The following is a 14,081-nucleotide window of genomic DNA, read 5'->3' as shown; positions in this document are numbered from 1 at the left end:
TTTGTCGAATTATTTTTTAGCATTACGTGCACGAATGATACCGCCTACTGTGCCCTTACCCAAACGGATATAGTCCAGCAAATAACGATGAGACGGACATGTAAACTGACACGAACCGCACTCGATGCACGACATTACATCTTCTTTTTCTACTCTCTCCCAGTCCTTATGAGCTGAAAGTGTCGCCAACAAGAAAGGCTCCAATCCCATAGGACACACACTGACGCACTTGGCACAGCGGATACAGGGCTGAGCTTCCGCACGGGCAGCTTCCTTATCATTCATAATCAGCACACCCGAACTACCTTTACAAATGGGAACTTCCGTATTAACCAGTGCTTTACCCATCATCGGACCGCCACCAATCACTTTTCCCGTATCTTCGGGCAAACCGCCAGCCGCATCAATCAGCTGGCTCATCGGGGTACCCATACGGGTGAGGAAGTTGGAGGGGTTCTTGACAGACTTACCCGTAACAGTCACGATACGTTCAAACAAAGGTTTGTTTTTCTGAACGGCTTCATAAACGGCAAATGCAGTACCTACATTCTGAACTACCGCACCCACATTGATAGGAATAGCGGGAGGAGCAGGAACCTGGCGACCGATCACAGCATCTATCAACTGTTTCTCACCACCTTGCGGATATTTCACCTGCAAAGGAACTACCTCTATACCGGGATATTGAGCAGCCTTTTCAGTCATCAGCTTAATAGCATCCGGTTTATTATTTTCAATGCCGATATATCCTTTAGTCACTTTCGCAGCTTTCATCAGAATACTGACACCCACCAGCACCTCGTCTGCCTTTTCCAGCATCAAACGATGGTCGGCAGTAAGGTAAGGCTCACATTCTACAGCATTGATAATTACACATTCCGCCTTGCAGCCCGGAGGAGGAGAAAGTTTCACATGAGTAGGGAAACAAGCACCGCCCATACCTACTACACCTGCATTTTTCACTTTAGCAACGATTTCTTCGGGTGTGAGAGCACACTCTTTCACCAATGTCGAACTGCGGTCTATTGATTCTTCCCATTCGTCACCATCCACATCGATAAAGATAGCCGGCTTGCGGTAACCGCTAGCATCGATTACGGCGTCTACCTTGTTCACTTTACCGGATACAGACGAGAAGATGGCTGCTGAAACAAAGCCACCCGCCTCAGCAATCTTCGTACCTACCTTCACCACATCGCCTTTTTTCACGATGGCAGTAGCAGGAGCACCGATATGCTGTGACAAAGGAAATACCGCTTGCTTAGGAAGTGCAAGTGTTTCAATGGCTTTGCCTGCTGACAATTTATTTTCTGCTGGATGTACTCCACCAATTCTAAATGTCTTCACTGTTATATCTTTTTAATTTTTACTTACTTTGAATTTTGATTATGCTTCCGTTTTCGGAGCCTCAGCTTTCACCGCTTCCGCTTTCGGAGTTTCCACCTTTGAAGCCTCTACTTTTACAGCAGGTTTTGCAGCAGCCTCACCAGCCGGCACTTCTACTTTCGGTTTACGTGGCGGGAAATTGATAGCTTGGATAGCCCCTTTCGGACATTCCGATTCGCATTTACGGCAAGACTTACACTTAGCCGGATCAATGTATGCCAAATTATTTTCCAACGTAATGGCTTCGAACGGACACACTTTCACACACTTTCCACAACCAATACAACTAGCCTTGCAAGCTTTGTTGGCAACAGCTCCCTTATCCTTGTTCACACACATCACCACTACGCGGCGGTTGTTCTTTCCTTTCGGACGAATTTCAATGATCTTACGCGGACAAGCTTTGCTGCAAGCCCCACAAGCTGTACATTTTTCTTCGTCCACTTCCGGAAGACCGGTTTCAGGATTCATGTGAATAGCATCAAACTGACACGCTTCCACACAATCACCACAACCCAGACAACCGAATGTACAACCCGTCTCACCACCTGAAGTGGCATGAGCGATGGCACACGATTTAGCTCCGTCGTACAGAGCAGTACGAGGGCGATTTTCACAACTACCGTTACATCTTACCACCGCAACTTTCGGTTCAGCAGCAACGGCTTCCAATCCCAAAATGGCAGCTACTTTCTCCATTACCGGAGCACCACCAACCGGACATAACTTACCCTCCAGCGAACCGGCATCGGCAGCCTTCACGCAGGCACCGGCAAAACCAGAGCAACCGGGATAACCACATCCGCCGCAATTCGCCTGAGGAAGCACTTCGCTCACCTTGGCAATCCGCGGATCTTCATACACAGCAAACTTCTTAGAAGCGGCATACAAGATTACCGCGGCAATCAAGCCAATCGCTCCCAACGAAATTACTGCAACCAGAATTAAATCCATAAATTTTAGTTAGTTATTTATTAATTATTTTTTATTGGTTCAAGCGTAAATGAAAACTTCTTGCTCAACTTATTCCTGCATACATATATAATAAGGTAATACGGAAGCAAGGCTGACAAAGCAACAAGCGCCGACCTTAACTCATCCCCCCCCGTAAGACGCATGGAAATAAATAAAGTAATCAGCAATACCAAGAAAGGGATACCAAAAGCCAGCAATACGGCTTGCATCCCCATGGAAGTAGTACCATAAATCATCACCTCCTCACCTATGCGGTAAGAAGATGCCTTCATGTCAAAAACATCAATCAGTTTCTCTTTACTTTCAGATGCATTGCAATGCCCTTTCACACTACAAGCCGAACAGGCAGAAGTTTGTACGATTCTCACCCGCACGTGAGAACCTTCAATGTTTTCCACAATACCACGATGTTTGATTATATCGGTCATTTTTGCAAACTCTACATTACAAAACTGCGACAAATGTACGACTTTAATTGGATTCTAAGAAGTATAAAATGATATTTTCACTATAAAAATCGATTTTTTGTGTGGAGAAATTAAAATTAGAAGCAAGAAAAGGAAGAAATATTTAATTTTCCTCCTTTCTACTTGTAAGGTATATAATTTATTTCATTATCACATAGCCTGCATCCAACAGTTTTTGACGAATGGATGCTATATGTTCCTCGTTTCTGGTTTCCATAACGACACGAAGGGCACATCCGGTGACATCTGCACTCTCACTATTTCGCTCATGATGTACAGAAATTACATTTCCTCCCTGCTCTGCGACAATTTTGCTGACTCCCAACAGCTGCCCCGGCTTGTCTATCAAGTCCAAAGTTACTGCATAGGTACGTCCCGACTTCGCCATACCGCGACTGATGACACGGCTCAATATCGTCACATCAATATTGCCTCCGGACACCAGGCAGACAGTTTTCTTACCCTTTACCGGTACTTTATTGAACATGGCTGCAGCAACGGACACAGCTCCCGCCCCCTCTGCAACAATCCGCTGGCGTTCTATCAATGCCAGAATAGCTGCGGCAATCTCGTCCTCAGTCACAGTTACAACTCCGTCCACATACTGATTTACCAAGTCAAAAGTATTTGTTCCCGGCTCTTTCACCGCGATTCCATCGGCAAAAGTGGAAACAGAGTGAAGACGCTCAATACGCGAATGAAGAATAGAATTTGCCATACTGGCCGCACCCAACGCCTGTACGCCATATACCTTGACAGATGGTTTCAAAGCCTTCAACGCATAAGCCACTCCCGAAATCAGTCCTCCCCCACCAATGGGAACAATGACTACCTCCACATCCGGCATTTCCTCCAATAATTCCAAACCGATAGTACCTTGTCCGGCTATCACGTTCTCGTCATCAAAGGGATGAACAAAAGTATATCCCTTTTCATCACGCAATTGCAGGGCTTTCTGATAAGCATCATCATAGACTCCCGGAACCAAACAAACTTCCGCCCCATAATGCTTCGTAGCCTCAACTTTAGATATAGGCGCTCCTTCCGGAAGACAAATCAACGACTTGATACCGCACTTAGTGGCAGCCAATGCCACCCCTTGCGCATGATTACCGGCAGAACAGGCTATCACGCCTCTCGCCTTTTCTTCATCGGACAATTGGGAAATCTTGTAATAAGCACCACGCACTTTAAACGATCCTGTGAGTTGCAGGTTTTCGGGCTTCAGATAAACTGTACTCTCAGGATTTATCTGAGGAGCATAAATCAAATCAGTGCGACGGACAACCTCTTTCAGGACATGAGCCGCTTTGTATATTGCATCTAATTGTAGCATAGGTATAACACTCTTGTTTTTAAATTGGGTGCAAAGCTACAAATAAAATTGATTCCTTACACTCACATACAACGTAAAATTGTATTCTTTTCTCTTTGTTCTCCTTTTCACTTGTCGACAGAGTTCACACTCAAGGAAATATGTTAAAGCCCCGGCAGCACTATCGTTTTCATTTTGACACTCCTTATCTGCTGTCTTATTTAAATTTCGACGTAATCTGTTTATTGCTCTCGGCTACTTCCACCAGATAAACACTGGCACAAATAAGAACAATCGCCGCCAACTGTGTCCATGAGAAGCGATCCTGCCCCAAAACAAAAGAAGTCACCGTAGCAACAATCAATATTAAATACCCGTAAATGGCTACTAATGTCGTTTTCAGATATTTCAGCCCGAGAGGAAGTAATAAATAACTAATGGTGGTAGGAAATACCAAAACAAAAAGCAAGACCAACATAGGCGTAGAGAAAAGTGACATTTTCAGTATAGGAGCATCAAAACCATAAATTGTATTGACAACAACAGCCATAACAGCCGCCCCTAAAAAAGTATATTTTAACATCGTCATATCTCCCACTCCTTTTAACAGACGGTTACTGAAAACAAGATAGACGGCATAAACCAATGAACTGGCCAAACACATCAAATTACCTAACGGAGCATTGGAGGCAAGATCGTCACTAGGTTGTGTGGATATGCATAGAACAGCTCCTCCCAATCCCATTCCAATGCCAAGCACTTTCATCCAGGTTACTTTTTCCTTATAAAACAATACAGAGATAATGAATACCCATATAGGCTCCAAACTGACAAAAATAGAACTGGAAACCGGAGTAGTCTTACTGATACCCAACAAATAAAAAAACATATATCCATAAATACCTAAAGCCCCTAAAATAAAGAGCTGCCATTTCTGACGGATAGTGGAGTTTTCGGGCTTGCAAAATATATCAATAAGCCAAAAAGCGGCGGCCCCAAATACCAATCGGAAAGTAACCCCTGTCACAGGAGCTATCCACAAAGGTAAAAGATACTTCAGTGCGTTCATATTAAGGCCTCCCAACGCTTTGGAGACAACCATGCTAAGGTTTGCTTCAACTTGTCTATTCATACTTCATGCTGTTATTACGTGGGTATTTTTCTTATAAACTCAGTTTTTCCTGCTTCATCACAATAAACATCCCCATCAAGGCTACCATCAGATTAAGCCAGAAGGCAAAGGTTTGCGAATGAGAATGGAACAGATTCTGAAAAGCATCCACAATAAACGGACAAAGCAGTATGGCCACATAATTCATCGCCATGACAAAAGCAAGTGCTAACGTCACTTTGTGAGGAACCGCCACATCAGAAGTCTTATCATAAATCAACGGTTGGATAATACCGTATGAAAGCCCGTTCAGAATACATCCCAAAGCAATCAGTATTTCGGAACGACTAAGCAGAATAATCCCCATTCCGCAGGCTATCATCAACAAACAAACCATATAGATACGGCGGTCCAAGACCTGCACTATCTTATTCAGGACAAAACCCGGTGCCATAATAGCGAGAAAAAACAAAGATATCAAGATGCCTGCCCTACCACTGGACAGTCCATATTCTTCCATCAGGAAAGGCAGATTGAAACTAATAATAATCACCAGATAAGTAGCCAATCCGTAAAAAGCCATCAGCTTGACCAAAGCCTTGACATTAATTCCCCGCTTACCCATTCCCCTGGCAGTATCGGCTGGAATATCATCAGAGGAATGATAATTGGAGAGATCTTTTTTCAGATAACGAGTAAGGAAAACTGATACAAAAGGAAACAGATAGACCAAAAACGGCAAATGCCAGTTCACTTCTGCCAGATATCCTGTCAGCGTAGTGGCAAGCACCAGCGTGATATTGGTGATGGCAGAACTGTAACCAAATTGCTTTGTACGGTAACTTCCCACAAAATAACGGGATATCAATCCGGTAGAAAGCGGAACAATCAATCCCGACCCCATCCCCAACATGGCGCTGACGGCTATCAACTGCCACATTTTATCAGAAAGCAGATAAAGAATACCACTCGCCCCGAAAAGAGCCAGCCCTATCTGCAACAACAAAAGGTTTTTCACTTTCTCTGTCAATTTACCTGATAACAAGATAAAGGGTATGATAAGAAGTGACGGCAACGAAGACAACATCTGGATCTCCAGATCTGTAGCAGAGGGAAATATTTTATTCAAATCTCCCAAAATGGGCGACACCGCCAGTCCCGGCAATGCATTGAGTGCCGAGATGGAAAATATACCTACTAACGTAATGAGGGGAATGGTCCCCTGCCCTGTTTGTACTTTCATAATGAAATCGGTTTAGATTGTGATAGAAACAAAGTGTAAAAGAATTGGTTCAAAGCCGGTTTATAATTGGTCAATGCAATCATGTGCCCATATGCTACTATGCCAATTGGCTGCGCTATGTTCCGCATGACACATTATCCCCCATAAATTAAAAAACATAAAATCAAGAAACTTTTCTCCAAACCTCCTGTTGAGGGAGAAAAACGCGGGAAACTCCCATGTTTTCCATTGTATTACTAATCTAAACTTTAAGTAAAATGAAAGAATGTAATTGTGATTTGAGAGACGGTGACGCAAAGACAGCCGTGTTTGGTTCAAACGAAATGCTACAGCCTGCCCCGGTAGATACCATCCCTATGGAACCTACCACCCCACAGATTGCTTATCAAATGGTAAAAGACGAAACATTCGCCCAAACCCAGCCACGCCTTAACCTGGCCACTTTCGTTACCACCTACATGGACGACTATGCCACCAAACTGATGAACGAAGCCATCAGCATCAACTACATTGATGAAACAGAATATCCTCGTATTGCAGTGATGAATGCCAAATGTATCAATATCATGGCTAATTTGTGGAATTCGCCCGAACAGGCAAAATGGAAAACCGGCGCACTGGCTATCGGCTCCAGCGAGGCTTGTATGCTGGGAGGAGTAGCCGCCTGGTTACGCTGGAAAGACAGACGTAAAGCTCAGGGAAAACCGACTGACAAGCCTAACTTTGTCATTTCAAGCGGTTTTCAGGTTGTTTGGGAAAAGTTCGCCCAACTTTGGCAAATTGAAATGCGCCAAGTACCTCTCACCTTGGACAAAACCACTCTGGACCCCGAAGAAGCACTGAAGATGTGTGACGAGAACACCATCTGCATCGTCCCCATCCAAGGTGTGACATGGACAGGTTTGAACGATGACGTGGAAGCGTTGGACAAAGCACTGGATGCCTACAACGCCAAAACCGGCTATGATATTCCTATCCATGTAGATGCTGCAACCGGCGGTTTCATCCTGCCGTTCCTCAATCCCGACACAAAATGGGACTTCCGCTTGAAATGGGTTCTCTCCATCAGCACTTCCGGGCACAAGTTCGGACTGGTTTATCCGGGACTGGGATGGGTAGTATGGAAAGACAAGAAATACCTTCCGGATGCCATGTCGTTCAGTGTAAATTATCTGGGTGCGAACATCACACAGGTTGGTTTGAACTTCAGCCGTCCCGCCGCACAGATTCTGGGACAGTACTACCAATTTATCCGTCTGGGATTCCAAGGATACAAAGCCATCCAATACAATTCCATGGAAATCACCAAGTACATCCACAGCGAAATAGCCAAGATGGCTCCGTTCGTAAATTACAGCGATGACGTAGTAAATCCTTTGTTCATCTGGTACATGAAACCCGAATATGCAAAGAATGCCAAATGGACTCTGTACGATTTGCAGGCTAAATTGCAGCAAAGCGGCTGGATGGTTCCTGCCTACACCTTGCCGGAAAATATCCAGAATTACGTGGTTATGCGTGTTGTAGTACGTCAGGGATTCAGCCGTGACATGGCGGATATGTTGTTGAACGACATCAAGAATGCCATCTGCGAGTTCGAGAAACTGGAATATCCCACTCCTACCCGCATCGCCCAAGACAAGAATATCGCTGTAAAAGGTACTGTGTTCACTCACAATGCCCATAGCAACGCCGCTAAAAAATAAGCATAGATAACAATAATGCAACCATCCGCCGTTAAGGTAGATGGTTACTTCAATCAAATTAATTTATGGAAAGAACTATAACTATCCAGCAAATAAAGGATGTTGCCCAGGAGGCTTACAATCTGTACAAGGACAATACAGACGGTAAGAACGCCGACTACATCCCTTATCTGGCAAATATTGACCCCAAACTGTTCGGAATCAGTATCTGCCTGATGAACGGAGAAATCATCCAACTGGGTGACTCTCAGTACCGTTTCGGTATCGAGTCCGTTTCCAAGGTGCTGACCGCCATCCTGGTACTCCGCCAATACGGTGCTCCCAAGGTGCTCGAAATGATTGGCGCCGATGCTACCGGACTGCCGTTCAACTCCATCATGGCCATCTTGTTGGAAAACGACCATCCGTCCACCCCATTGGTAAACGCCGGCGCCATCTCGGCCAACAGTATGGTGCAACCCGTAGGAAACAGCGATGCCAAGTGGAAAGCCATCGTAGACAATATGACCGAACTATGCGGAAGTACCCCGCAACTGATCGACGAACTGTACCGGTCAGAGTCGGCGACAAATTTCAACAACCGTTCCATCGCCTGGCTATTGAAAAATTATAACCGTATCTACGATGACCCCGATATGTCGCTCGACCTCTACACCCGCCAGTGTTCCATGGGCATCACTGCAGAACAGTTGTCCATCTGTGGAGCCACCATCGCCAACGAAGGATTGAACCCGAACACCAACAAGCAAGTGTTCGACAAAGCCCTCTCCCCGAAAATCACCTCCATGATAGCTACCGTAGGTTTCTATCAGCATACAGGCGACTGGCTTTACACTTCGGGAATTCCTGCCAAGACAGGCGTAGGAGGCGGTGTCATGGGCGTAATGCCGGGTGTCATGGGCATTGCAGCCTTCGCGCCTCCTCTGGATGACGCCGGCAACTCCGTGAAAGCACAGCTTGCCATCAAGCATATTATGAACAAACTGGGCATGAACGTATTCAATGGCCATCGCATCCACGTGCAATAATCCATTTCGTTCCCATAGGAAAACCGGTATTTCTCTCACTCCGAGAGGAGTACCGGCTTTTTAATTAAAAATTTTTCCCGCTAAAATTTCTCACACTCTTACATTATGCCTATCTTTGCACTGACAAATTCATCATATTATGAAGAACAAAGTCATCCGTAAAGAACCGGACCAATGACGAACTCACGCAGAGAAACCATTGGAGTTCCCTTGGCGGAATATTTGAAAGAGAAATGCTGGAACAGCCCAAAGCGCCCGATGACGTTGATTATGGAATTGAATTAACTATTAAATAACTTTATGAGTAACAAATCAAAAATCGAGATTTGCGCCAACTCCGTGGAAAGTGCTGTGAAGGCACAACAAGCCGGTGCTTATCGTGTAGAACTATGTGCAGGTATTCCGGAAGGCGGAACAACCCCGTCTTTTGGTGAAATCCGTATGGCACGCCAATTATTGAACCAAACAAAACTGCATGTCATTATCCGTCCCCGTGGCGGAGATTTCCTATATTCTCCTATTGAACAAGAAATCATGCTGCATGATATTAAAGTGGCACGCCAGCTGGGTGCGGACGGTGTGGTATTCGGCTGTCTTACCGCAGAAGGCTATGTCGATGTGCCTCTGATGCAGAAACTGATGAATGCGGTAGGCGAGATGAGTGTCACCTTCCACCGTGCTTTTGATATGTGCAGCAATCCCAAAGAGGCCTTGGAACAGATTATCGGACTGGGTATAGACCGGGTTCTTACTTCCGGACAGGAAGCTACCGCCGAAAAGGGAATCCCTCTTCTGAAAGAATTGGTGGAACAGGCCGACGGACGGATCATCATCATGCCGGGATGCGGTGTGAATGCCGGTAATATCCGTAAGATTGCCGAAGAAACCGGAACTTCGGAATTTCATTTCTCCGGACGTAGCAGCGTAGACAGCGGCATGATTTATCGTAACTCAAAAGTATCCATGGGAGGTACTGTAAAGATAGAAGAGTATCTGAAAGACGTTACCGATCCTGACAAAGTAAAAGCCGCCTTGTCCGAACTGGCAATGAAAGACGAAAACGACAAAGCACTGGAAAAGAAAAACAAAAGCCTCAACCCCAAGAAATCAAAGAAAGAGGATGACTGGGACGATGAGGACGATGACTTGGATGATGACAAGTAAACAACAGGTAAGCATAAACGCTATCAATATATTTAACGCGGATATTCAGTTTGCAAACTTGAATATCCGCGTTACTTTTTGTTTATACTGAATCCTACAGCTTATGTATCACCTTCATCAGCTGCTCACCCAGTCCGATGGTATATCCTTGTGACACGAATACCACCCGGTTAAAGGTATCCCCAATGATAAACATAGGCAGGATAGTCTTGTTAGACAACTTCATGCCTTCTGCAATCTGCTTCTGGATGGAACCGTCCACATCAATACCGTAAGTAATGGTAGCCGGTAATCCGGGGAATTCCTGCGGGCGGAACTTCTTGTACTGCTCCTCGTTGGGGAACAACAGCACGATTCCTCTGCCCCATTCATCAAACTCCTTACCCAATGCCGCAATATCACGCAAGGCATGGTTCGTAGGTTCTTGTCCGGCACCCAGTACGGCTACAATGTAGTAACCACGTCCTGTAGTGGCAAGAATAGACTTCAGTTCATCGCTATCTATCGGTTTATAAGTAGATTCCGAGTTGAAATTACCGATTACCTGAATATCATCCTTACTTTCACGCATCACCAAGTCCACCGTAGTCGTTTCTCCCGGCTTGATGGTAAAGAAAGTCAGCTGGGACAATACGCCGCCGTTGGCCAGACGAGTACCGGTCACCATCACATAATTGCCGGCATCCAGTGCCGTTCCGTTCTTCAACAGATTAGCCCAAGTAGCGCCGCCACCCATATCAATATCGCCTTCATCATAATTCAGCAATTTCAAGGTTCCGGCAGGAGTCAGTCTGGAAATAGAGAAATGAGAATAATACTTCGGGTCGGCCAAAGACTTGATCGGCGTATATCTGGCAATAAACTTGCCGGTAGGCGCACTGGCCTGTTCCATCGCCTCAAAGTTCACATCAACAGCACCTTCATCACCCATCAACTGCACTTTTCCGGTCACTTCGTCTATACGTGCAGGAATACCCATGCTGCGTGCCATGGAAACAAAAAAGATATCACGGCTGTGCGCATCGGCTGTACGGGCCTTCCACACCCCCTCCGGAGTAATCGGAGAACCGCCCAGGTTGCAATCCTTGTCCACACGGATATTTTCGGCAACCCATGCAACCAGCTTCATCGGATCGGCAAGGTAAGCCTCACGCTCCTGTTCGGGCACTGCTTTCTCAAAGAATCCTTTGTACGGAGTAATCATTTCGTTGCTCACACGCGGATTACGCACAAATCTGCGGAAATAATCGGCATTGGCGCACAGATGTGAATTCATCATGTGGTCTATCAACACTTCGGAACTTACATCGCGAAGGTCTTTGGCGGAAATCTGCTGAAGCAGGTCAATGCCGCCCTTCTTTGACTTCTCCGAACGGAGACGGGCCATAAAGTCACGGATGGTTTCGTGGTTACCACGTGATGCCACCAGCAATTTGGCAACAACATCCTCATCCAACTGATACTCTTTAGCGAAATGACGGGCCGATTCATCCGTCATGAACGTAGCCACGTAGGCATTGCGGATAGAGTCCTCCAAGGCCATGCGGCGATTGTTCTCCGCACGTTGTTCGGGAGTCACTTCGGGCATATTGGCGCCTTCCACCGGAGGAATGATATCCATATCCAGTGTATAAGCCTCGCCGGCCGTCTTGTCCAGTTTCACGGTCAAGGCATTGTCTTTTCCGAAAGACAGTTTGGAGTAACCGAATTTTCCATCTTTGGAAGCCCATACCAGCATATCCCCTTTTCCGGCTGTCAGGAACGTCTTGCCGTCCGCATCCGTCTGTTTGGAAGCTACGGTATAAAATTCGGCATAGTTATACACCTTGAATTCCACTTTGGCATCAGCCACCGGTTTGCCATCCGCATCCACGATGGCCACATCGGCTTTTGCCGTAGGGGCATAGTTGTCAATCACATTGATTTCCGTATACCGGGGAGTGCGGTACATCACTTCTTCCGGTCCGTTATAACGTCCGAACACCTTGGTGTGCATCAGCATACCCCGTGAAGCGGGAGCGTTGAACCAACCCAGATTCAGTACCGGTTCGGGTTCGCAAGCACCCAGGAAGTACCATTTGCCATCCACCCAGGCTTCCACCCAGGCATGATTGTCATCGGTATGTGCCCAACGCGGCGTATATACCTGGCGGGCAGGGATGCCTACCGAACGCAAGGCGGCTACCGTGAACGTAGATTCCTCGCCGCAACGTCCGTAGGCTGTCTTTACGGAAGCCAGCGGACTACTGGTACGGGCATCAGAGGGAGTATAAATCACCTTCTCATGACACCAGTGGTTCACTTCCAGCACGGCATCATATAAAGAAAGGTTTTTCACTCTGTCCTTCAGTTCCTCGTAGAATACCTTACGGCTGTCGTCCAGATTCTCGTTGTTTACGCGGATGGGCAATACAAAGTGGCGGAACTCGCGTTCGGGAACCACTTTTCCCCACGGCATCTCCTCACGCGCCTTGAAAGCGTAATCCACGTTTTCCAGATAGAATTCACCGGGATGATCCGCTATATCCGCCAAAGGCATATAGGCGTAAAGGAAAGTCATCGCCTCCTTCTGTTCATCGCTCATGGGTTGTTCGAATACCTGGAAGAGGTCACCTTGGGCCAGCGTATCACGCCGTGCCTCAAAATCCTGCTGAACAGCGGCACGTTCAGCCTCATCACTGATCAAATGTTTGTTGTTTGTACACGAGGCACACAGCATCAAGCCTATCCCCGCCGCACACAGAGCCAATAATTTCATCTTGTTGTTTATTTAGGTTAGCAATTTGTTATTGGCTACGAAGATAAGACTTTTTTCTTATTTTTGACGAAGTTCAAGCTATTATTTAGTATCCGCCGGCTCCGATTGTTGCGATTGATAATATTCCTCCTTCCGCTTGTTGGCCTGCTGCACCAGACTGGTGACGTATACCGTGAAAATGGGGAACATCATCATTCCCAGGGCGGCCAGCACCACCGACAGTATTTTCCCCGTAGGAGTGACGGCATAAATATTGCTCCCTACGGTAGTGACATCCATAAACGCCCACCACAGCGCACTCCAGTAGTCCGTCACCATAGGGTTCACCTTATGTTCCAGCACAAAGAAGATAAGGCTGGCAAAATACACGGTGGCCATCAGCATGGTGATGTACGAGGTAAACAGCCCGGACGCCTTGCTGCCCGACAGCCAGCCCACCACGATGGCCAGCGCATACCCTCCCCTCAGCAAAGGGATAAAGCGCAGGAAATAACTGATTTCGGGCGAGAAAGTGATGTGATAGAAATCAATGATATTTAAATAAGGTATAGATACCAGCAGGAAAATAAAATGGCTGGTGAAGTATCTTCCTTTTTCTTTCGAGAGGAAAAACTCCAGCAGGAAATCGAACAGGAAAAACATACATATCCAGAACTGAATCTTCAGATAAGAACCTTGATTCAGGAAAGGGATGTTATGAAAAGTATCTATCGAGATACTGATAACCAGAAAAAGGGACATCAACAGGATGAGTATATGCAAGATCCCGTAAATCCCCCTGCGGGAATAGATGAATGAGGAGAAAGCTGTTTTCATAAACTATACTGATTATATTGTTTTTTCTAGAAACACCCTTCCGGGTGCGATTGTTTCATTCCGGATACCTTCCGGGTTAATAAACCTAAACGGATAAACATCATTTCCAGGG

General features: G+C 46.1%; 11 protein-coding genes. 3 read left to right on the top strand and 8 right to left on the bottom strand.

All coding sequences use genetic code 11. From position 1 onward, the window contains the following. Nucleotides 1-9: 9 nt before the first annotated feature. The 6 genes from rsxC to RE317_RS08940 all read right to left on the bottom strand — a co-directional run bounded on the left by rsxC (nucleotide 10) and on the right by RE317_RS08940 (nucleotide 6,497). Nucleotides 10-1,347, bottom strand: a complete 1,338-nt coding sequence (rsxC, locus tag RE317_RS08965; RefSeq protein ID WP_005841497.1) for an electron transport complex subunit RsxC — start codon at nucleotides 1,345-1,347, stop codon at nucleotides 10-12. A gap of 39 nt (nucleotides 1,348-1,386) precedes the next feature. Continuing rightward, nucleotides 1,387-2,340: a Fe-S cluster domain-containing protein gene (locus RE317_RS08960; RefSeq protein WP_005841495.1), complete on the bottom strand. Its 954-nt coding sequence runs from the start codon at nucleotides 2,338-2,340 to the stop codon at nucleotides 1,387-1,389. A gap of 20 nt (nucleotides 2,341-2,360) precedes the next feature. Further along, a complete protein-coding gene (locus RE317_RS08955; protein ID WP_012055929.1) occupies nucleotides 2,361-2,789 on the bottom strand; it encodes a SoxR reducing system RseC family protein in 429 nt (142 codons plus the stop codon). A gap of 178 nt (nucleotides 2,790-2,967) precedes the next feature. Further along, on the bottom strand, nucleotides 2,968-4,164 hold the full coding sequence (gene ilvA / locus RE317_RS08950; protein ID WP_005841490.1) for a threonine ammonia-lyase: 1,197 nt from the start codon (nucleotides 4,162-4,164) through the stop codon (nucleotides 2,968-2,970). Between the two features lie 196 nt (nucleotides 4,165-4,360). Continuing rightward, nucleotides 4,361-5,275 (bottom strand): DMT family transporter, encoded by a 915-nt coding sequence (locus RE317_RS08945; RefSeq protein WP_008671251.1) that lies wholly within the window; start codon nucleotides 5,273-5,275, stop codon nucleotides 4,361-4,363. 31 nt (nucleotides 5,276-5,306) lie between these two features. Beyond that, nucleotides 5,307-6,497 (bottom strand): MFS transporter, encoded by a 1,191-nt coding sequence (locus RE317_RS08940; RefSeq protein ID WP_117873454.1) that lies wholly within the window; start codon nucleotides 6,495-6,497, stop codon nucleotides 5,307-5,309. Nucleotides 6,498-6,754: 257 nt separating this feature from the next. On the opposite strand from RE317_RS08940, the gene RE317_RS08935 reads away from it, so the two are divergent. The 3 genes from RE317_RS08935 (at nucleotide 6,755) to RE317_RS08925 (ending at nucleotide 10,395) form a co-directional block, all read left to right on the top strand. Next, on the top strand, nucleotides 6,755-8,203 hold the full coding sequence (locus RE317_RS08935; RefSeq protein ID WP_005841486.1) for a glutamate decarboxylase: 1,449 nt from the start codon (nucleotides 6,755-6,757) through the stop codon (nucleotides 8,201-8,203). Between the two features lie 65 nt (nucleotides 8,204-8,268). Beyond that, a complete protein-coding gene (gene glsA / locus RE317_RS08930) occupies nucleotides 8,269-9,231 on the top strand; it encodes a glutaminase A (protein ID WP_005841484.1) in 963 nt (320 codons plus the stop codon). Nucleotides 9,232-9,531: 300 nt separating this feature from the next. Further along, nucleotides 9,532-10,395: a copper homeostasis protein CutC gene (locus RE317_RS08925; protein WP_005851598.1), complete on the top strand. Its 864-nt coding sequence runs from the start codon at nucleotides 9,532-9,534 to the stop codon at nucleotides 10,393-10,395. A gap of 94 nt (nucleotides 10,396-10,489) precedes the next feature. Here the strand turns inward: RE317_RS08925 and RE317_RS08920 are convergent, their stop codons facing one another. Both RE317_RS08920 and RE317_RS08915 read right to left on the bottom strand, forming a co-directional pair. After that, entirely contained in the window at nucleotides 10,490-13,153 is a 2,664-nt protein-coding gene (locus RE317_RS08920) for a transglutaminase domain-containing protein (RefSeq protein ID WP_110506589.1), read from the bottom strand. Nucleotides 13,154-13,234: 81 nt separating this feature from the next. Next, nucleotides 13,235-13,969 (bottom strand): potassium channel family protein, encoded by a 735-nt coding sequence (locus RE317_RS08915; RefSeq protein ID WP_005841479.1) that lies wholly within the window; start codon nucleotides 13,967-13,969, stop codon nucleotides 13,235-13,237. Between the last annotated feature and the right edge of the window lie 112 nt (nucleotides 13,970-14,081).

It is taken from the genome of Phocaeicola sp. GP0067, from assembly GCF_031119655.1.
Lineage (GTDB): Bacteria > Bacteroidota > Bacteroidia > Bacteroidales > Bacteroidaceae > Phocaeicola > Phocaeicola vulgatus.
The sequence above is the reverse complement of the archived record's forward strand: the minus strand, read 5'-3'. Positions and strand labels throughout refer to the sequence as shown.